This is a genomic window from Synechococcus sp. Lug-A (assembly GCF_024345655.1).
In the GTDB taxonomy this organism is placed as follows: Bacteria; Cyanobacteriota; Cyanobacteriia; order PCC-6307; family Cyanobiaceae; genus MW101C3.
The window spans coordinates 112,891-132,721 of record NZ_JAGQBN010000004.1 but is presented as its reverse complement, the minus strand read 5'-3'; the positions used below and the strand labels follow the sequence as shown (position 1 = coordinate 132,721).

Below are 19,831 nucleotides of genomic sequence, written 5' to 3'. Positions count from 1 at the left end.
CCGCTCCTGCGGCGTGTTCGCCGTAGTCACACCCAGCAGCAACCGGTCCGTTCCCGTTCCGGCAGCTCGGGCGTCAACGGAGGCTGAACCTCCAGAGCTTGCTCCTCAAAGGCTTTTTCTTCCGTCTCATTCTGCTGATGCAGCAGACGGTCGGCTTCTCAGCACGATCGGCTCATCGCTTCATTGCTTCAGGGGGTAATCCCCATCCCATGGCAGGGCTTCTCCGAGCCACCCTCTTTCCTCCATGCCCCAGCAGATCGTCATTGCGGAGCAACTGCGCATCGCCGCGGTGCTCAACGACGAACGCGTCGATCAACTGATCGTTGCCCAGGGTCGCTACCAGATCGGCGACGTCTACGTCGGGCGCGTCGAGAATGTGCTCCCCGGCATTGATGCTGCGTTTGTCAACATCGGAGAGAGCGAGAAAAATGGCTTCATTCATGTCACCGACCTCGGCCCACTGAGGCTCAGGAAGGGTGCTGCCGGCATCACTGAACTGCTCGAGCCACGCCAGAAGGTGCTGGTTCAGGTGATGAAGGAGCCCACCGGCACCAAGGGGCCGCGTCTCACGGGCAATCTCACGCTGCCTGGCCGCTACCTGGTGCTTCAGCCCCATGGCCAGGGGGTCAACATCTCCCGGCGGATCAGTGCCGAGAGCGAGCGCAACCGTCTGCGGGCCCTGGGTGTGCTGATCAAGCCGCCCGGCGCCGGCCTGCTGGTGCGCACCGAAGCTGAAGGCATCAGCGAGGAGCTGCTGATCGATGATCTCGAAGCTTTGCTGCGTCAGTGGGAGGGCATCCAGGAAGCGGCGGAAACGGCCACCCCGCCGGCGCTGCTCAACCGCGACGAAGACTTCGTCCATCGGGTGCTGCGCGACCTCTACAGCCCCGAGGTGCAGCGCGTGGTGGTTGACACCCAAGCGGCCGTCGGCCGCGTGAACGCCTTCCTCGGTGCCGATCAGGCCAATCTGCTGGTGGAGCACCATGTCGAAAGCACCGACATCCTTGAGCACCACAAGATCAACGCCGCAATCCGCGATGCCCTCAAGCCGCGCGTCGATCTGCCCTCCGGCGGGTCGGTGATCATCGAGCCCACCGAGGCGCTCACTGTCATCGATGTGAACTCCGGTTCCTTCACGCGTTCCGCCAATGCACGGGAAACCGTCCTCTGGACCAACTGCGAAGCGGCGGCTGAAATCGCGCGTCAGCTGAAGCTGCGCAACATCGGCGGTGTGGTGATCATCGACTTCATCGACATGGAGTCGCGCCGCGATCAGCTGATGCTGCTCGAGCATTTCACTTCGGCCGTGCGCGACGACGCCGCCCGACCCCAGATCGCCCAGCTCACCGAGCTTGGTCTGGTGGAACTCACCCGCAAACGCCAGGGCCAGAACATCTACGAGCTGTTCGGTCGCGCCTGCCCCAGCTGCGGTGGCCTCGGCCACGTGGCCGTTCTCCCCGGCAAGGACACCCTCCAGCCCCTCGCCACGGTCACCGGCCTGGTGCGCTCCGCTGCCTCCGCCCGCGCCGAGGCGCCCAGCCCCTCCGCGCCCGAGCCCAGTGGCCGCCGCCGTGGTGGACGCGGTGGTCGCGGTAGCCGCAGCGGCAATGAGCTGATCGAAGTCACCCCCGTGCTCGTCTCCATCGACGACGAGCCGGCCGCTCCCCGGGTGGTGGAAGCACCGCTGAGTGCTTCTGAAGGCGTCAGCCGCCGCCACGACCCCGAGCTGGTGGCTGTCCCCATGGACGACGACCAGGAATTCGTCTACGGCTGGATGGGCCTCAACCCCGCCCTGCTGCTGGAGTCGCCCCCTGCCGGCGACAACGTGGTCGTCCGGGTCGTGCGCCCCGGCGAATCAGAGGAGGCGGTGCTCGACGCCGCTCGTCAGCAGCTGTCCGGCTCAGGCTCCCGGCGGCGTCGCCGTGGCGGCCGTGGCGGTGGCGATGGCGCCGCTGCCCCCCGCACCGCTGCCGACTACCCCAGCGATGCTCCCGCCCCCGTCGTTGTTTCAACGGCAGAGACCGGCACAGACCGTTGGAGTTCCACCCGCGATCCCGGTGATGCCGTGATGGTGGAAATCACCCCGCTGCCGATCGACACCGACCGTTCTCCCGCAGTCCACACCACCGTGATTGAAACCACGGTGCTGCAGGTGCCGATCACCCGCACCGTCGGCCGTGCCACGCCCGCCGCCGTGAGCATCACCGACCACCCGGCTGCCGCTGTGGCCGCTCAGAGCGAGCCAGATCCCGCCCCCGAAACCCCTGCCGACGACCCGGCCGGTGAGCCCCGCCGCCGCCGCCGCCGTTCTTCGGCGGCGGTCTGAGCCCAGCGCCTGCCCGCTCTCCACGGCCCGTGGGCGCCCACCCTGGTAGAGGAGCGGCAGCAGAGCCGCAGCTTCCAGCCGATCCCTATGTCCAGCATGATCCCGGTGTCTGCGCAGGGATCGATGAGGTTGGGCGGGGCAGCCTGTTCGGGCCCGTGTTCGCCGCCGCCGTGGTGTTGCCGGCATCCGCGCTGCCGCCTCTGGCAGCCGCCGGACTCACCGACAGCAAGGCCCTGCGGCCGTTGCAGCGCCGCCGGCTCCTGCCCTTGATCGTGGAGGCGGCGGCGCAGTGCGCGCTCGGCCAGGCCTCGGCTGAGGAGATCGACCGTCACGGCATCCGCTGCGCCACCGAACTGGCCATGCTGCGAGCGCTGCACCGGCTGGCAGCGCCGCCCCGCCTCGTGATTGTCGATGGGGTGCTGCCGCTGCGCCTGTGGAGCGGGCCACAGATCACCCTGGTGCGAGGCGATAGCCACTGCCTGTCGATCGCCGCTGCCAGCGTGGTGGCCAAGCAGGCCCGCGATGGCCTGATCCAGCGGTTGGCCGGCCGCTTCCCTGGCTATGGCCTGGAGCGGCACGCCGGCTATGGCACGGCGTTGCATCGCCAGGCCCTGCGCAGGCTCGGGCCCACGCCGCTGCACCGGGCCTGCTTTCTGGGCAAGGTGCTGGCCGGCACCGACTGGCCGCCGCTCCGTTGAATGATCAGCCCCGGGCCTCTTCTGTGAGCTGTGAGCTCTCTGCCGCCTCTGTGCAGACCGCTATCGCCTCTGGAAAAGGCCACTGACCACTGCCTGCCGTACTGCCTGCCGTCTCTGCGAAGCCCATGGCTGCCGGTAGCGGGTTCAGCGGGTTTCGCACCACTGGCTGAAATCACTCAGCAGGTTCTGCCCCACCCGCTTGCGCATGCCCAGCAGGATGCCGCTGAGCAGTGACCGGCCGGTGGCCTCCAGCACGCGCGGCGGGATCAGCCCCAGCACGGTGGGGCGGCTCACGCGCACGCCCAGCAGGGCTTCGCCTTCCAGGCCGCCGTCGTTCACCGCCAGCCAGGATTGGAGCGTGAACTCGAAGTCGTCCACGGCTTCGAGTCCCACGAGGCGGCAATCGAGGGCTTCCAGCTCCAGCCGCCCCGGCTCCCGTTGGGCCTGCAACTGCACCACCGGCTGCACCTGCAGTTGGAACACCTTGAATCCGCTCACTTCGTACTGGTAGTGGCCAGGACTGAGCGGCGTCAGCTGGCGCGGTTCCAGCAAGGCCCGGATCACCCGCTGTTCGTCATCGAGGTAATCGGCCAGCTGCTCGGCCTGCCCGTGAACCGGCAAGGTGAGCTGCTGGCTGGCGCTGAAGGCCAGAGACATCGCCTGGGGAGGCCGGCGGAGGATGATCCTATCCACCGGTCTGCGCTCCCTTTCCCCCATGCGTCTCGCCTTCCTCGGACCCGCCGGCACCTACGGAGAACAGGCGGCGCGCCAGTTCGCTGCCCTGGAAGGCTTCCAGGATCCGGAATTCGTCCCGCAGGGCAGCATTCGTGCTGTGGTCAAGGCCCTCGCCGACGGTGGCTGCAGTGCTGCCGTGGTTCCGGTGGAGAATTCGGTGGAGGGCGGCGTCACCGCCTGCCTTGATGTGCTCTGGGAGCACTCCGACCTGCAGATCCGCCGGGCGTTGGTGCTGCCGATCCGCCATGCCCTGCTGGGCAGCGGTCCGATCGACCGGGTGAGCGAGGTGCTCTCCCATCCCCAGGCCCTGGCCCAGTGCAGCCAGTGGCTGGCGGAACACCTGCCCGATGCCCTGCAGCTGCCCACCAGCTCCACCGCCGAAGCCGCCCGGCTGGTGGCAGGCAGCCGCTTCCGCGCAGCGATCGCCTCGCGTCAGGCGGCAGGGGAGCACGGGCTCGAGGTGCTGGCCTATCCGGTCAATGACGTGATTGGCAACTGCACCCGCTTCCTGCTGTTGCAGAAAGAGGGGGGTCCCGCCGAAGGCAGCACCCATTGCAGCCTGGCGTTTTCGCTGCATGCCAACAGCCCGGGTGCGCTGCTGGAGGCGCTCAGTTGCTTCGCGCATCGCCAGCTGAACATGAGCCGAATCGAGTCGCGGCCGTCCAAACGTGAGATGGGCGAGTATCTGTTCTTCGTGGATCTTGAGCGGCCTGCGGCCGGTGAGGCGCTCCAGCAGGCGATCGAAGAGCTCAGGGGGCTGTGCCAGCACCTGGCTCTGTTCGGGGCCTATCCGCTCACGAATCTCGCGGAGGAGGAGCGCTCGCCTGCTGGTTAGCCAGGGCTGCCGCCGCGGGCGTGGTGTCCGGCCCGCGGCGGCAGCGGAAGACACCGAACGCCATCAGGCCATGGCGAAAGGCCCAGTCCATCAGCAGCAGAGTGGGGGTTTCGCGTATGCCCTGCAGCACGGCGGCCGGACCCAGCCCCAGCACGGCGCCCGGCCGGCGAACCCCTTCCAGGATCGAATCGATCCAGGAGGGCAGGGTGGCGCGGGTCCAGTCGTCGGTGTCGGTGTGAGCGCCGCCGGCATGGACGCTCAGCTCCAGGTTGCGGCGAAATGAGGGGATGCTCGCGAATTCCGGGTGGGCCCACTGATCCAGGAGCTGACGCATCACCCAGCGCTCCACTGCGCTGAGCGCTCCGGCGGAGGGATCACGGCGGTTCCAGTCGGCCACCGCCAGCAGCCCACCGGGAGCCAGCACGCGCAGCAGTTCATCGGCGTAGCGCTGCTTGTCGGGCATGTGCGGCCCTGCCTCCACACTCCACACCGCAGCAAAGGCCCCATCCGGGAGGTCGAGATCAAGGGCATCCATCACTGCAAACCGGCAGCTGAGGCCCGCTGGGGTGAGCTGACGGGCCCGCTCCACCTGCGCCGGGCTGATGCTGATGCCCAGCACTTCAAAGCCGTAGTCACGGGCAAGGATCCTGGCGCTGCCACCGATGCCGCAGCCCACATCCAGCAGCCTGGAGCCAGGGGGCAGCTGATCCAGGCCACTCCAGCGCACCAACTCGTGCACGAAGGCCACCTTGGCGGCACGGAAGTCGGCCCGATGCGGTGGGGTGCCGTAGTGACCGAGGTGCACATGATCGCCCCACAGCCGCTCCAGCAGCCGGTCTTCCGTCCAGCGGTCGTAGGCCTCCGCCACGGTGGCAGTGCTCTCGAAGCTGCGGTTGCGCCGCTGCCACACCACGAAGGCGCCCGCCAGCACGGCCACAGAAGCCACAGCCGCCAGCGCGGGGAGGGGAAGGCCGGCCATCAGGAGGGATCCCTGGGGGGCTCACCCAGATCCTTGAAGGTGTCCTTGAGGACCGTGCGGGCCGCAAGCTGGCGGCGGGTCTGGTCGAGCAGGGCGAATTCCTGACGCAGCCGCTCGCCGGTGTCGGTGAGCTCCAGCAGGCTCTGCTGGTGATCGGCCACGGGGCCGCCCAGATGGGAACCGATCCAGAACGAGAGCTCCCGTGGCAGGTCAGGCAGATCGTTGGGCAGGCTGCTCGGCCGCCCCACGAGCTTGCCCGTGAGGTCGACCACATCCCGCAGGGCCTGGGTCACGTTGCCGGCCAAGGCGTTGAGAGTTTCCGGGCTCTCGTCGGTTTCGTCTTCGATCCAGCTCACCATGCCCACCCGGAACGGGGCCTCCCGCACCACTTCGAGCACACGGAAACGCTGCTGCCCCATGGTCACGATGTTGCTGCGATCGTCTTCCTGGGTCTGGCACTGGAGGATTTCCGCGCAGCAGCCCACAGAAGCCATCTTCTTTTCCTGTGGGTCCCAGCGGATCACCCCGAAGCGGCGATCTGTCTGCAGGACCGTTTGCAGGAGCATGCGGTAGCGAGGCTCGAAGATATGCAGCGGCAGCACTTCCTGCGGAAACAGCACCACATCCGGCAGGGGGAATAGGGGGAGTTCCCTCACGGCCAGATCAGTCACGGATGGGTGGGTGGAGAAAGGGCTGGAAAAACGGATGGAAGGGAGCAGAAGGCCTGAAAGGGCCGGTGCCCGGGTAGCTTTGCCAGAAAGAAGCAGCGAGGAGTGTTTTGCCTCGATGTTCGAAGAAAACAACACGGCAAGGGCTGGCGCTGGCTGCGCCGGCCCTGGCAGCTCCTGAAGCGCCGGGCAGCCTGACGGAGCGATTCTAGAAAAAACAAAGCCCGCCGGGGAAGCGGGCGGGGGCGTCAATGGGGCGCAGGCAGCAGCAAGGGGAAGCGAATTCTGGGGCAGCCTGGGCCACCCCATTCACGAACAGCCAAGCGTGTGCAGGGGCGGGGCCGATGCGGCTCAGAGCTTGACTTCGATATCGACGCCACTCGGGAGATCAAGCTTCATCAACGCGTCGATCGTTTTCGAGGAAGGGCTGTAGATGTCGATGATGCGGCGGTGGGTGCGGGTTTCGAAGTGCTCACGGGAGTCTTTGTCCACGTGGGGTGAGCGCAGCACGCAGTAGATCTTGCGCTTGGTGGGCAGGGGGATGGGGCCGATAGCCGTGGCGGCGGTGTGATCGGCGGTTTCGATGATTTTTTCGCAGGAAAGATCCAGCATGCGGCGATCGAACGCCTTGAGACGGATGCGGATCTTCTGCTGAGCGATGGCGGTGGACATGGGGAAATGCGGGTGAGGCATCCGCCAGCAAGAACGCTGCCGGTGCAGAAAACGATGAATCAGGCTTGAAGCCTGAATTGCCGAGGTGCGAGTGGCCTGAAAGCCGGAAGGGGCAAGCCGAGGGGGGAGAAGCCTGCGCGCAGGCACGCCCCCCAAGGCCAAGACCCTAGATCAGGATCATTCCACGATCTTGGACACCACGCCCGCACCAATGGTGCGGCCGCCTTCGCGGATGGCGAAGCGCATGCCCTGCTCAATCGCCACCGGGCAGATCAGCTCGGCGGACATCTTGATGCGGTCACCGGGCATCACCATCTCCACGTTGGTGCCGTCGTCGGCGGTGAAGGCCGTGATCTGGCCGGTCACGTCGGTGGTGCGGATGTAGAACTGCGGGCGATAGCCGGCGAAGAAGGGGGTGTGACGGCCGCCTTCTTCCTTCTTCAGGACGTAGACCTCACCTTCGAACTTGGTGTGGGGCTTGATCGAGTTGGGCTTGACCAGCACCATCCCGCGTTCGATGTCTTCCTTCTGAATGCCGCGCAGCAGCAGACCGACGTTGTCGCCCGCCATGCCTTCGTCGAGCAGCTTGCGGAACATCTCGACCCCGGTGACGGTGGTTTCGCGGGTGTCCTTGATGCCGACGATCTGAACGGTTTCGCCCACTTTCACCTTGCCGCGCTCGATCCGGCCAGTGGCCACGGTGCCACGACCGGTGATCGAGAACACGTCTTCGACAGCCATCAGGAAGGGCTTGTCGATTTCGCGCTCGGGTTCGGGGATGGATTCATCCACCGCGTCCATGAGGTCAAGGATCTTGTCGACCCATTCGTTGTCACCCCGGTTGCCTTTGCCGCCCCCTTGGATGAACTCGAGAGCCTTCAGAGCGGAGCCGGCCACGATGGGGATGTCGTCACCCGGGAAGTCGTAGCTGCTGAGCAGCTCACGCATTTCCAGTTCGACGAGCTCGAGGATTTCCTCGTCGTCGACCATGTCCTTCTTGTTCAGGAACACCACCAGGGCGGGCACGCCCACCTGCTTGGCCAGCAGGATGTGCTCCTTGGTCTGGGCCATGGGGCCATCGGTGGCGGCCACCACCAGGATGGCGCCGTCCATCTGGGCGGCACCCGTGATCATGTTCTTCACGTAGTCCGCGTGACCCGGGCAGTCGACGTGGGCGTAGTGACGGCCTTCTGTCTCGTACTCGACGTGGGCGGTATTGATGGTGATGCCCCGTTCCTTCTCCTCAGGAGCACCGTCGATGTCGTCATAGGCCTGAGCTTTCGCTTGGCCAAGGGATGCCAGCACGTTGGTGATGGCGGCGGTGAGGGTGGTTTTGCCGTGGTCAACGTGGCCGATGGTGCCGATGTTGACGTGAGGTTTGTTCCTCTGAAACTTCTCGCGAGCCATTGAAGGAAAGAATCGGGGGTGTTGGTTGGGGGTGAGAGATCAGGAATTGCCCTGATTCTTGGAGATGATGGCCTCAGCCACATTGCGAGGAACTTCCTCGTAATGGCTGAACTCCATCGAGAAAATACCCCGACCCTGGGTCATGGATCGGAGCTGGGTGGCGTAGCCGAACATCTCGGCCAGGGGCACCTTGGTTTGGACTTTGGATTGTCCGTTGTCGATGGACTGGCCTTCGACCTGCCCGCGACGTGAGGAGAGGTCGCCGATCACCGAACCGAGGTAGTCCTCGGGGATTTCGACTTCCACCTTCATCATCGGCTCAAGGAGTACAGGATTGCACTTCTTGACGCCGTCCTTGAAGGCCATCGAACCAGCGATCTTGAAAGCCATCTCCGAAGAGTCGACATCGTGGTAGGACCCGTCCACCATGGTGACCTTCACATCGATCATCGGGAAACCGGCAATCACGCCGGACTGGCAGGTTTCCTTCATGCCGTTTTCGGCAGGACCGATGTATTCCTTCGGCACGATGCCGCCGACGATCTTGTTGACGAACTCAAAGCCGGAACCGGGCTCACCCGGCTCCATTTCGATCACCACATGGCCGTACTGGCCTTTACCGCCGGTCTGGCGGGCGAATTTGCCTTCACCTTTGGCCTTGCCGCGGATCGTTTCGCGGTAAGACACCTGCGGAGCGCCGATGTTGGCTTCCACCTTGAACTCCCTCAGCATGCGATCCACCAGGATTTCCAGGTGAAGCTCGCCCATGCCGGCGATCACGGTCTGGCCCGTTTCGGGGTCGGTGGAAACGCGGAAGGTGGGATCTTCCTCAGAGAGGGATTGCAGTGCTTTGGAGAGTTTCTCCATGTCGCCCTTGGTCTTCGGCTCCACCGCCACCGAGATCACCGGTTCTGGGATGAACAGGGATTCCAGAATGATGGGCGCACTCTCCACGCAGAGCGTGTCGCCGGTGGTGGTGTCCTTGAGGCCGAGAACGGCCCCGAGATCACCAGCGCGCAGTTCGTCAACTTCTTCGCGATCGTCTGCTTTGAGCAGGATCAGGCGGGAGATCCGCTCCTTCTTGTCTTTGGTGCTGTTCATCACATAGCTGCCCTTCTGCAGCACCCCGGAATACATCCTCACGAAGGTGAGTTTGCCGTAGGGGTCGGCCATCACCTTGAAGGCCAGTGCGCTGAAGGGAGCATTGTCGTCGCAGGGACGGTTGGACTCGGTGCCATCGGGCAGCAGGCCGGTGATCGGCGGAACGTCCACCGGTGCAGGTAGGTAGTCGACGACTGCGTCGAGCACCAGTTGCACCCCTTTGTTCTTGAAGGCGGATCCGCAGAGCATCGGCACCAGGCCGTGCTTCACCACGCCGACGCGAATGCCCTTGACCAGCTGCTCGTCGGTGAGTTCGCCGTTTTCAAGGTAACTGTCGAGGAGCTCCTCATCGGTTTCGGCCACCGATTCCATGAGCTTGCCGCGCCAGAGTGCGGCTTCTTCCTTCATGTCGTCGGGGATGTCTCCCTCGAGGATGTCGGTGCCGAGATCGTTCGTGTAGATGATCGCCTTCTGGCGCACCAGGTCGATGATGCCCTTGAGTTCTCCTTCTGCTCCGATCGGCAGCTGGATCGGTGCCGCGTTGGCCTTCAGGCGGTCCTTGATCTGGTCGTAGACCTTCAGGAAGTTGGCACCCGTGCGGTCCATCTTGTTGACGAACACGATGCGGGGCACGTTGTAGCGATCGGCCTGCCGCCACACGGTTTCGGACTGGGGCTGGACGCCACCCACGGCGCAGAACACAGCCACCACCCCATCGAGAACCCGCATCGACCGCTCCACTTCAATCGTGAAGTCGACGTGGCCGGGGGTATCGATGATATTGATGCGGTTGTCCTTCCAGCTGGTGGAAATGGCCGCCGCAGTGATGGTGATGCCGCGCTCCCGCTCCTGCTCCATCCAGTCGGTGACGGCGGCGCCATCGTGCACCTCGCCCATCTTGTGGACGACACCTGAGTAGAAGAGAATCCGCTCGGTGGTGGTGGTTTTGCCCGCGTCGATGTGGGCGGCAATCCCGATATTTCTGACGCGTTCCAGGGGGTAGGCGCGGGCCACGAGCTGAGGTCTCCGAAGGGTGATCGACAAAAATGCGGAGTAAGTGTAAGGGTTAGCTCTGGTGTGCCGGGATTCCGCGATCCAGGCAGAGCCGGTGAACTCAGTAGCGGTAGTGGGCGAAGGCTTTGTTCGCTTCTGCCATCTTGTGGGTTTCCTCGCGCTTGCGCACCGCGCTGCCGGCTTCGTTGGCCGCGTCCATGAGTTCACCTGCCAGCTTCTGGGCCATGCTGCGGCCGTTGCGGGCGCGCGAGAAGTTGACCAGCCAGCGGAGAGCCATGGCGGTGCCCCGCTCCTGCCGCACTTCCATCGGCACCTGGTAGGTGGCGCCACCAACGCGGCGGGCGCGCACTTCAACCAGGGGGGTGGCATTGCGCACGGCGGTTTCGAACACTTCCAGCGCGTCGGCGCCGGTGCGCTCGCTGATCAGCCCGAAGGCATCAGAAAGAATCCGCTGTGCGGTGGACTTTTTGCCGTGCTTCATCAGCCGGGCCACAACCATGGTTGCCAGCCTGCTGTTGAACTGGGGGTCGGGGAGAACCGGGCGCTTCTCGGCAGCGTTGCGGCGTGACATAAACCTGAGGAGAGGGAAGCGGGAAAGGGAAACGAAGAGGCAGGACTCAGGCCTTGGGAGCCTTGGCGCCGTACTTGGAGCGGCTCTGGCGGCGATCCTTCACACCGGAGGTGTCGAGGGTGCCGCGGATGATGTGGTAGCGGACCCCGGGCAGATCCTTGACCCGACCGCCGCGGATCAGCACGACGGAGTGCTCCTGCAGGTTGTGGCCGATGCCGGGGATGTAGGCGGTGACCTCAAAGCCGGAGGTGAGCCGCACGCGGGCCACCTTGCGAAGCGCCGAGTTGGGCTTCTTCGGCGTGGAGGTGTACACGCGGGTGCACACACCACGGCGCTCGGGGCAGGCCCGCAGCGCTGGGGATTTGGTCTTGCGGGTGAGGCGTTGCCGCTCGGAGCGGATCAGCTGCTGGATCGTGGGCATTGAGGGCCGGAGAGATGGGTCGGACGTCCGACCGTTTTCCACAATCCGCCACCTTACTTTGTCGTGGCACCCCGACGCCCTTGACGGCTGAAGGCGGCTCCGCACGGGCAGCACGCCACCCCCTCGCCCGGCCGGATCAGAAACCCGCCACCGCTGAGATCGCCGCGGTAATCAAGGCTCAGGCCGGCCAGCTGGCCGATCTGGTCGGCGGGTGCATGCAGGGTGAGGCCATCGGCACGGGCCACAGGGGTGCCGGCCAGATGCCCCGGACGCAGGCGGATCACCCACTGCTCGCAGGTGCCCTCCACCAGATCGAGGTGCATCAGCCCCGGCGTGCCGGCCACAGCGGCCTGGCGACCGAGTTCGGCGGCGGCTGCCGGCGTCAGCTGCACGGTGAGGCCTCGGGGCATTGGGAGAACTCAGCAAGGATGGCCTGGTGGCCTTCACTCTGGCAGCGCCCCGACCCTGCCGAGCTGTCCGGCCATGGGAGGCTTCCGCGCCGCATGCAGGTTCCAGACCGGAGCCTGCGGGTATGCGGTAAGCCCGCGTTCAGCAGCAGCCCACCGTTACGCAACAGCTCGCCGTTAGGCAGCGGTCTCAGGGGGAGCTGGCTGTGGAGCCCTCTGAGGCGTCGGCGGCGCGAGAGGGGTCACGAGGCACCAGACCCAGGCCGTTGTGGATGCGGGCGGCCACCCCTCGGCCCTGCACCGACAGGGTGCCGGAGAGCATCAGGCCGGTGGAGCTGCCGCCATCGAGGTTGAGCGCATCGCGCAGGCCCAGCTGCTGCAGGAGCTGGGCCGTTTCCCGCAGGGTGGGCCCCGCATGCTCGACCCCCTGGAGGGTGAGGAGCCAGATCTGAGAGCCATCGCTGGCGATCACCGTGCGGGGCGCCCCCTGCTGCAGGAAAGCGGCGCTGAAGCCTTCGGCGCTGCCATTGAGCACGGTGCGCCCGTTCAGCAGCAGCAGCGGACCACCCCCGAGCACCGAGCGGCTCTGGCCGAGCGGATGGGTCGGCTGGCTGCTCAGGCTCAACCGGCTGCCCACGTCCCACGGCGGCACAACCCCGCCCCGCCCCACCAGCAGCACGTCCTCGGGGCCAAGAGCGATGCCCTGTTCCAGCTGGGCACTGTTGAACTGCTGCCGCACCACGCTGCCGTTGAGCAGCAGGGCCGTTTCCCCGCCGCTGATCGCCCGATAGCTTCGCCCCCATTCAGCGGTGTAGCGCGCCAGGCCTCGCTGCACATAGCCACTGTTGAGGGCCATCACCGGCAGGCGCTGGCCGCTGCCGTCACTCACCCATTCCGTGAGGCTCAGCCAGCCGAACTGCGGTACGGCGCCGTCCTGCCAGCCCATGGCCCCCCGGTTGAGGATCGGTCCTGAAAGCCAGCGCCCGTCGTCTTTGAGGGCTCCCAGGGGCAGACGCCGCACCCGGTTGAAGAACCCGCCGTTGATGGCCACCAGGGCCTGTTCCTGCCCTGCCAGCTGAGGAAGGGAGGTGAGGCCTTCCATCCCCTCGGCGCTGGTGAGCAAGCGCAGCTCCACGGGGCTGCGGCGGGGATCGAGCCGCACGCTGTTCACCAGCATGCGTCGGTTGCCGAGGGCGCGCACCTGTCGCTCCACGGTGATGCCCTTGTTGAGCAGGGCCTGCAGCTGGGCGGTGCTTGGCGCGGTGGCGCGCACCGGACCCGGCGCAGCACCGGCCAGATCAAGCACCACGCGGGCCGGCCCGCCCAGGGTGAGCACGGCCCCGGGTCCGCTGGCCGGCAAGGCGATCGTCAGGCCGTCGCTGCCGGGGCGCGCCTGCAGGCCGAGGGATTGCAGCTGGGCCAGCTGGGCCGGGGTGCTGCGCAGCGCCATCTGCAGTTCGCCAGCCTCTCGCCGCACGAATGCCGGGCCGCTGAGATCGAGCACCACACGCCGTACGCCCGAGCTGGCGATCGCCCCCGGCGAGGACACCCGGATCTGCTCCAGCGTGGCCGCCGGCAGTTCCAGCCGCAGGGTGCCTCGCTCCTGCCGCTGCCAGCTCACGCCGGCATCCAGCAGCAGGCGGCTCACATCCACGGCCACCTCGTCGTCGAGGCTGCGCTGAGCCCCGGCAGGCACCAGCAGCGTGCGGCCGAACCACTCGAGTTCCAGGCCTCCCTGTGTGGACGAGCGGCTGGTGAAGCCCAGCTGGCCCTCCAGCACTTCCAGGGGCAGCCACAGCTCCAGATCCCCCCGGCTGGCGGAGCCCCGCTGCTCCCAGCGAGCCGTCTGCCGGCGGCCGTTGATCTCCAGGCGCTGGCCGGTCTCAACGGTGGATCCTTTGCCGAACCGTTGCGGCAGGCGCTGAGGTTCGAGGGCCGGGGGCGGCGGAACGGGCGGCGGCCACCGGTTCTGCGCCCCCGCTCCCGGAGCGATGAGCAGCGGTGCGGCGCAAAGGCTGCCGCTGACGAACGCGCTGCCCAGCAGCAGCACACGCCTCAGGCCGCCGCTCACCTGGATGGCGCCAGACCCAGCAACGGCTTCCCGCCTGGCACGACGGCGGAACAGCGGCAATGGCGAAGGCCTCGGCATCAGGCCAGCTTCCGTTGGTGGTGAACGCTAACCCCGTGGGCCTGTCTCTAGAGTTCCCCTTCCTCAAGGAGCGGTCAATCCCGCAGTTCGGGTTTGCCGCCGGTCACCGCAGGTCTCTCCTGGGTTATGCCTCACTTCTCCCGTCCCGTCTGGCCCCATTGCGACAGTCCGGCGCCTGAGGCCGTGGCGGGCGAGCGCGATGCCTGCGGCGTTGGCTTTCTGGCCCAGCTCAGCGGCGAGGCGAGTCATGCTCTGCTCGCCCAGGCCCTGCATGGTCTCCACTGCATGGAGCACCGCGGTGGCTGCGGTGGCGACGGCGATTCCGGGGACGGCGCCGGCATCCTCTGTGGCATCCCCTGGCCCTACCTGGAAGCGGTCTGGCCCGCCGCCCGCAGCGAACACGGTCGGCCCCGCGGTCTGGCGATGCTGTTCCTGCCCGCCGAGGCGGAGCGCCGAGCCGTGGCACGCGCCTTCTGTGAGCAGGCGGCCGCCGGCCTGGGCCTGCGCAGCATCGGCTGGCGTGAGGTGCCTGTAGCGCCTGAGGTGCTCGGCCCACTGGCCCGCCAGACCGCCCCCGCGATCGAGCAGTGGCTCGTGGAAGGCGAGGTGGCTGGCGATGCGCTCGAAGCCCTGCTCTTCCGTTGCCGCCGCCGCGTCGGGGATCTGGTGCGGGAAGCCTGGGGCCCCGGCCCCAGCGATCTCTACTTCGCCTCCTTCAGCAGCCGCACGGTCGTCTACAAGGGCATGGTGCGCTCCGAGGTGCTGCCGGCGTTCTACGCCGACCTGCGCGATCCACGCTTCGCGGTGAGCTTCGCCGTGTACCACCGCCGCTTCAGCACCAACACGTTGCCGCGCTGGCCCCTGGCGCAGCCAATGCGCCTGCTGGGTCACAACGGTGAGATCAACACCCTGCTGGGCAACATCAACTGGGCTCACGCTGCCCAGTCGCACCTCGATGCGATCTGGGGCGACGCCGCCAACGACCTCAAGCCGGTGGTCAACGCCGCCTTCAGCGATTCCGCCAACCTCGACGCCATGCTCGAGCTCATGGTGCGCAGCGGTCGGCCGATCACCGACAGCCTGCTCACGCTCGTGCCCGAGGCGTTCCGGCAGCAACCGGAGCTGGAATCACGGCCTGCGATCCAGGCCTTCTACGACTATTCCGCCTGTGTGCAGGAACCCTGGGATGGCCCGGCCCTGCTGGTGTTCAGCGATGGCCGCAGCGTGGGTGCCACGCTCGATCGCAACGGTCTGCGCCCCGCCCGCTACTGCATCACCAGCGACGGCCTGGTGGCGATGGGATCGGAAACCGGCGTCCTGGAGATCGACGAAAGCCGCATCATCGAAAAGGGCCGTCTCGGCCCCGGTCAGATGCTCGCCGTCGATCTCGAGCAGGGCCGCCTGTTGCGCAACTGGCAGGTGAAGGAGGAAGTGGCGGCCCGCCATCCCTACGGCGCCTGGCTGCTGGAGCACCGCCGCTCGCTCGACAGCCGGCCCTGGATCACCGAGACGAGCCTGGGGGCCCTCGACCTGCTGCAGCACCAGACCGCTTTCGGCTTCACCGCCGAAGACTTCGATCTGGTGATCGAGGACATGGCTGGCCAGGGCAAGGAGCCCACGTATTGCATGGGCGACGACATCCCCCTGGCGGTGCTGTCCTCCAAGCCCCACCTCCTTTACGACTACTTCAAGCAACGCTTCGCCCAGGTCACCAACCCGCCGATCGATCCCCTGCGGGAAGAGTTGGTGATGAGCCTGGAGATGCACCTCGGCCGCCGGGGCTCACCGCTGCGGCCCGAGCCCGGTTCTGCCTCGGTGCTGCATCTGCAGTCGCCGCTGCTCAATGAGGCGGAGCTCAAGGCACTGCCGGAGCAGGGCCTGGCCACCATCACCCTCTCCACCCTGTTGCCGGTGGAAGCGGGGCCGGCCGGCCTCGGCGATGCGGTGCAGAGGCTCTGCCAGGAGGCAGAGCAGGCCGTGCGAAACCAGGCCGAAATCCTGGTGCTCTCCGACCGCTGCGGCGCTGGCATTTCGCCCACCACTTCCCACATCCCGCCATTGCTGGCTGTGGGTGCGGTGCACCACCACCTGCTGGGTCTGGGCCTGCGGCTGCATTGCTCCCTGGTGGTGGACACCGCTCAGTGCTGGAGCACCCATCACCTGGCCTGCCTGATCGGCTTCGGTGCCAGTGCTGTGTGCCCCTGGCTCACCTGGGAAACCACGCGCCACTGGCTGCAGCTGCCCAAGACCATCTCTCTGATCGAGCGGGGGCGGCTGCCCGCCATCGATGCCGCTGCAGCCCAGGCGAATGTGCGCCAGGCGCTGGAGGCCGGTCTTCGCAAGATCCTCTCCAAGATCGGCATCTCGATGCTGGCCAGCTATCACGGGGCTCAGATCTTTGAGGCGATCGGCATCGGCGCCGACCTGATCGAGCTGGCATTCCGTGGCACCACCAGCCGGGTGGCGGGCCTCACCCTGGCGGATCTCGCCAGCGAAACCCTCACCTTCCACGCCAAGGCCTTCCCCGAACTCCATCGCACCAAGCTGGAGTTCATGGGCTTCGTTCAATACCGCACCGGCGGCGAATTCCATCTCAACAGCCCGGAGATGGCCAAGGCCCTCCATGCCGCCGTGGCGGCGGGCCCCGGCTACGACCACTTCTCCACCTACCGCACCCTGCTGGAGAACCGTCCGGTCACCTCCCTGCGCGACCTGCTCGAGCTCACCCCCGCCCTCCAGCCGCTGCCCCTTGATCAGGTGGAGAGCGCCGAAAGCATCTGCTCCCGTTTCTGTACCGGTGGCATGAGCCTCGGGGCCCTCTCGCGTGAGGCCCACGAAGTGCTGGCGGTGGCGATGAACCGGATCGGCGGCAAGAGCAACAGTGGCGAAGGGGGCGAGGATCCCGCCCGCTATCACCCGCTCCACGACGTCGACGCCGGCGGCCATTCCCCCACCCTTCCCACCATCGGTGGCCTGCGCAACGGCGACACAGCCTGCTCCGCCATCAAGCAGATCGCTTCCGGCCGCTTCGGTGTCACGCCGGAGTATCTGCGCAGCGGTACCCAGCTGGAGATCAAGGTGGCCCAGGGCGCCAAGCCCGGCGAGGGCGGCCAGCTGCCCGGCCCCAAGGTGGATGCCTACATCGCCTGGCTGCGCAACAGCAAACCCGGCGTCGCCCTGATCTCACCGCCGCCGCACCACGACATCTATTCCATTGAGGATCTGGCCCAGCTGATCCACGACCTTCACCAGGTGCATCCGGCCGCGAAAGTGTCGGTGAAGCTCGTGTCTGAGATCGGCATCGGCACCATCGCCGCCGGTGTGGCCAAGGCCAATGCCGATGTGATCCAGATCTCCGGCCACGACGGAGGCACGGGTGCCTCGCCGCTGAGTTCGATCAAGCACGCCGGCAGCCCCTGGGAGCTGGGTCTGTCGGAAGTGCACCGCAGCCTGCTGGCCAACGGGTTGCGCGACCGGGTGCTGCTGCGTGCCGACGGCGGCCTCAAGACCGGTTGGGACGTGGTGATGGCCGCCCTGCTCGGTGCCGAGGAATTCGGCTTCGGCTCGGTGGCCATGATTGCCGAGGGCTGCATCATGGCCCGCGTCTGCCACACCAACAATTGCCCCGTGGGTGTGGCCAGCCAGAAGGAGGCGCTGCGCAAGCGCTTCACTGGCATCCCCGAACACGTGGTGAATTTCTTCGCCTACGTGGCCGAGGAAGTGCGCCAGTTGCTCAGCGTGCTGGGCGTGGCGCGGCTGGAGGAACTGATCGGCCGCAACGACCTGCTCCAGCGCCGCGCGGTGCAGCTGGTCAAGACCAGCTCGGTGGACCTCTCCTGCCTGCTGGACACGGTTCCCCACGCCGGCGACCGTTCCTGGCTGCAGCACGAGGCGATCGCGCACGGCAATGGCCCCATCCTCGAAGACACCCTGTTGCAGGACGCGGAGGTGCTGGCGGCGATCGAAGGCCATGGCCAGATCCAGCGCCAGCTGCGGATCCTCACCACCGACCGCAGTGTGGGAGCGCGGGTTGCAGGCGAAATCGCCGCGCTTCACGGCAACAAAGGGTTCAACGGCCTGCTCGATCTCCGTTTTGAGGGTGGGGCCGGCCAAAGCTTTGGTGCCTTCCTGTTGCGCGGCATGCAGCTCACCCTGGTGGGCGATGCCAACGATTACGTCGGCAAGGGCATCAACGGCGGGCGGCTCGTGGTGGTGCCTCCTGCCGGTGCGGCCGATCCCGGCGCCCAGGTGATCCTGGGCAACACCTGCCTCTATGGCGCCACCGGCGGCGAGTTGTTTGCGCTGGGCCGCGCGGGCGAGCGCTTCGCCGTGCGCAACAGCGGCGCGGTCGCTGTGGTCGAAGGCAGCGGCGATCACGCCTGCGAATACATGACCGGAGGCGTGGTGGTGATTCTCGGCAGCACCGGCCGCAACGTGGCCGCCGGGATGACCGGTGGTGTGGCCTTCCTGCTCGACGAGCACGACGGACTCGCCGCCCGGCTCAACCCGGAGATCGTTTCGATGGTTCCGCTGGACACCCCCGAGCAGGAGCAACTGCTCAAGCCATTGCTGGAGACCCACCTCGAGCTCACCGGCAGCCGCCGGGCCGCCGAGGTGCTTGCCAACTGGCCTCAGTGGCGTCCCCGCTTCAAGGTGCTCGTTCCCCCCAGTGAGCTGGCCACCGTCGGTCTGGCTGAGGGCCGCGTCACGGTGCCCGCCTAGGGCCCCACTAGCTCAGCGTTGCCACCAGGGGCTGTGCTGCACCGCCAGCCCCGGTTTCCTTGCCGAGGTTGGCGTCGCCGCGTGGATGTTCCCGCATCAGCCGCCTTACCTCCCCGGCGTGGTAGCTGCTGCGGGTGAGCGGTGAGCTCACCACCTGCAGGAATCCCAGCTCCCCTTCGCCCTGCTGGCGGAAGGCTGCAAAGGTGGCAGGCTCCACGAACCGCTGAACGGCCAGGTGTTTCGGCCCTGGAGAGAGGTACTGGCCGATCGTCACGATGTCGACGTGGTGCTGGCGCAGCTCGGCGAGCACGTCGAGCACTTCGGCGTCGGTTTCGCCCAGACCCACCATCAGGCCCGATTTGGTGTACGTGGCTGGCCATTGGTCGTGAACCCGCGCCAGGAGTTCCAGCGAGCGGCTGTACACCCCCTGAGGACGCACCTGCCGGTACAGACGCGGCACCGTTTCGATGTTGTGGTTCAACACCTCAGGCTTACCTGCCATGACGGCGGCAAGGGCCTCCCAGTTGCCGCAGAGGTCGGGGATCAGCAGCTCGATGGTGGTGCCGGGGGAGCGCTGACGCACGGCGGCGATGCAGGCCACAAACTGGCTGGCGCCGCCGTCGTCGAGGTCGTCGCGGTTCACCGATGTGATCACCACATGCTGCAGACCCAGCCGCGCCACGGCCTCGCCCAGCCGTGCCGGTTCGGTGGGATCCAACGCCCGCACGCTTCGGTCGAAATCGATGTCGCAGTAAGGGCAGGCGCGGGTGCAGCCCGGCCCCATGATCAGGAACGTGGCCGTGCCACCGGCGAAGCACTCGCCGATGTTGGGGCAACTGGCTTCCTGGCAGACCGTGTTCAGCTTCAGGTCGACCAACAGGTCGGCAACCGCGCCGATGCGCTCCCGTTGCGGGGCTTTGACGCGCAGCCAGTCGGGTTTGAGCTGCGACACGGACCCACGCCTGAACAGCCCATGAATTTAGGGGCCCCGGAGCGGCGATCGCCTATCCTCTCCCCATCGGGATGTAGCGCAGCTTGGTAGCGCACTTCGTTCGGGACGAAGGGGCCGCAGGTTCGAATCCTGTCATCCCGACTTTCAACTTCACAGCGTCCGCGGATTTCGCCG

General features: G+C 66.7%; 14 protein-coding genes, 1 tRNA gene and 1 pseudogene. 5 read left to right on the top strand and 11 right to left on the bottom strand.

Annotated features, from left to right (window positions below; all coding sequences use genetic code 11):
* Positions 1-244 precede the first annotated feature (244 nt).
* Positions 245-2,326, top strand: coding sequence for an Rne/Rng family ribonuclease (locus KBY86_RS04650; protein WP_255101336.1), 2,082 nt, complete (start codon positions 245-247; stop codon positions 2,324-2,326).
* A gap of 29 nt (positions 2,327-2,355) precedes the next feature.
* Positions 2,356-3,024, top strand: coding sequence for a ribonuclease HII (locus tag KBY86_RS04645; RefSeq protein ID WP_255140370.1), 669 nt, complete (start codon positions 2,356-2,358; stop codon positions 3,022-3,024).
* Between the two features lie 144 nt (positions 3,025-3,168).
* Here KBY86_RS04645 and KBY86_RS04640 read toward each other — a convergent pair whose 3' ends face one another.
* Positions 3,169-3,681 carry a DUF1997 domain-containing protein gene (locus KBY86_RS04640; RefSeq protein WP_094514383.1) on the bottom strand — a complete coding sequence of 171 codons (513 nt, stop codon included), beginning with the start codon at positions 3,679-3,681 and terminating at the stop codon, positions 3,169-3,171.
* 58 nt (positions 3,682-3,739) lie between these two features.
* Between KBY86_RS04640 and pheA the strand changes: the two genes are divergently transcribed.
* Positions 3,740-4,594 (top strand): prephenate dehydratase, encoded by an 855-nt coding sequence (gene pheA / locus KBY86_RS04635; protein ID WP_255101338.1) that lies wholly within the window; start codon positions 3,740-3,742, stop codon positions 4,592-4,594.
* Here pheA and KBY86_RS04630 read toward each other — a convergent pair.
* From KBY86_RS04630 to KBY86_RS04590, 9 genes are all read right to left on the bottom strand, one after another.
* Entirely contained in the window at positions 4,554-5,573 is a 1,020-nt protein-coding gene (locus KBY86_RS04630; protein ID WP_255140369.1) for a methyltransferase domain-containing protein, read from the bottom strand. The genes pheA and KBY86_RS04630 overlap by 41 nt on opposite strands.
* Positions 5,573-6,244 (bottom strand): LON peptidase substrate-binding domain-containing protein, encoded by a 672-nt coding sequence (locus KBY86_RS04625; protein WP_255140368.1) that lies wholly within the window; start codon positions 6,242-6,244, stop codon positions 5,573-5,575. Before KBY86_RS04625 ends, KBY86_RS04630 begins: the two co-directional genes overlap by 1 nt.
* A gap of 348 nt (positions 6,245-6,592) precedes the next feature.
* Positions 6,593-6,913, bottom strand: a complete 321-nt coding sequence (rpsJ, locus tag KBY86_RS04620) for a 30S ribosomal protein S10 (RefSeq protein ID WP_094514372.1) — start codon at positions 6,911-6,913, stop codon at positions 6,593-6,595.
* Between the two features lie 177 nt (positions 6,914-7,090).
* Complete coding sequence (gene tuf / locus KBY86_RS04615; RefSeq protein ID WP_094514369.1) at positions 7,091-8,320, bottom strand: elongation factor Tu; 1,230 nt, start codon at positions 8,318-8,320, stop codon at positions 7,091-7,093.
* A gap of 39 nt (positions 8,321-8,359) precedes the next feature.
* Positions 8,360-10,435 carry an elongation factor G gene (gene fusA, locus KBY86_RS04610; protein ID WP_094514365.1) on the bottom strand — a complete coding sequence of 692 codons (2,076 nt, stop codon included), beginning with the start codon at positions 10,433-10,435 and terminating at the stop codon, positions 8,360-8,362.
* 100 nt (positions 10,436-10,535) lie between these two features.
* Positions 10,536-11,006 carry a 30S ribosomal protein S7 gene (gene rpsG, locus KBY86_RS04605; protein WP_094514363.1) on the bottom strand — a complete coding sequence of 157 codons (471 nt, stop codon included), beginning with the start codon at positions 11,004-11,006 and terminating at the stop codon, positions 10,536-10,538.
* A gap of 46 nt (positions 11,007-11,052) precedes the next feature.
* Entirely contained in the window at positions 11,053-11,427 is a 375-nt protein-coding gene (gene rpsL, locus KBY86_RS04600; RefSeq protein ID WP_094514358.1) for a 30S ribosomal protein S12, read from the bottom strand.
* Positions 11,428-11,480: 53 nt separating this feature from the next.
* Positions 11,481-11,837 carry an AIR synthase gene (locus KBY86_RS04595; RefSeq protein WP_094514356.1) on the bottom strand — a complete coding sequence of 119 codons (357 nt, stop codon included), beginning with the start codon at positions 11,835-11,837 and terminating at the stop codon, positions 11,481-11,483.
* Between the two features lie 187 nt (positions 11,838-12,024).
* Positions 12,025-13,983, bottom strand: a complete 1,959-nt coding sequence (locus KBY86_RS04590) for a phosphodiester glycosidase family protein (protein WP_255140367.1) — start codon at positions 13,981-13,983, stop codon at positions 12,025-12,027.
* A gap of 126 nt (positions 13,984-14,109) precedes the next feature.
* On the opposite strand from KBY86_RS04590, the gene gltB reads away from it, so the two are divergent.
* The gene (gene gltB / locus KBY86_RS04585; protein ID WP_255140366.1) at positions 14,110-18,705 is read left to right on the top strand and encodes a glutamate synthase large subunit; all 4,596 of its coding nucleotides are present in this window, start codon (positions 14,110-14,112) and stop codon (positions 18,703-18,705) included.
* A 79-nt stretch (positions 18,706-18,784) separates the two neighbouring features.
* On the opposite strand, the pseudogene lipA reads toward gltB, so the two are convergent.
* Positions 18,785-19,657 (bottom strand): annotated as a pseudogene (gene lipA, locus KBY86_RS04580) (lipoyl synthase); the annotation flags it as partial.
* A gap of 67 nt (positions 19,658-19,724) precedes the next feature.
* Here lipA and KBY86_RS04575 point away from each other — a divergent pair.
* A tRNA-Pro gene (locus tag KBY86_RS04575) sits at positions 19,725-19,798 on the top strand.
* The last annotated feature ends 33 nt before the right edge of the window (positions 19,799-19,831 follow it).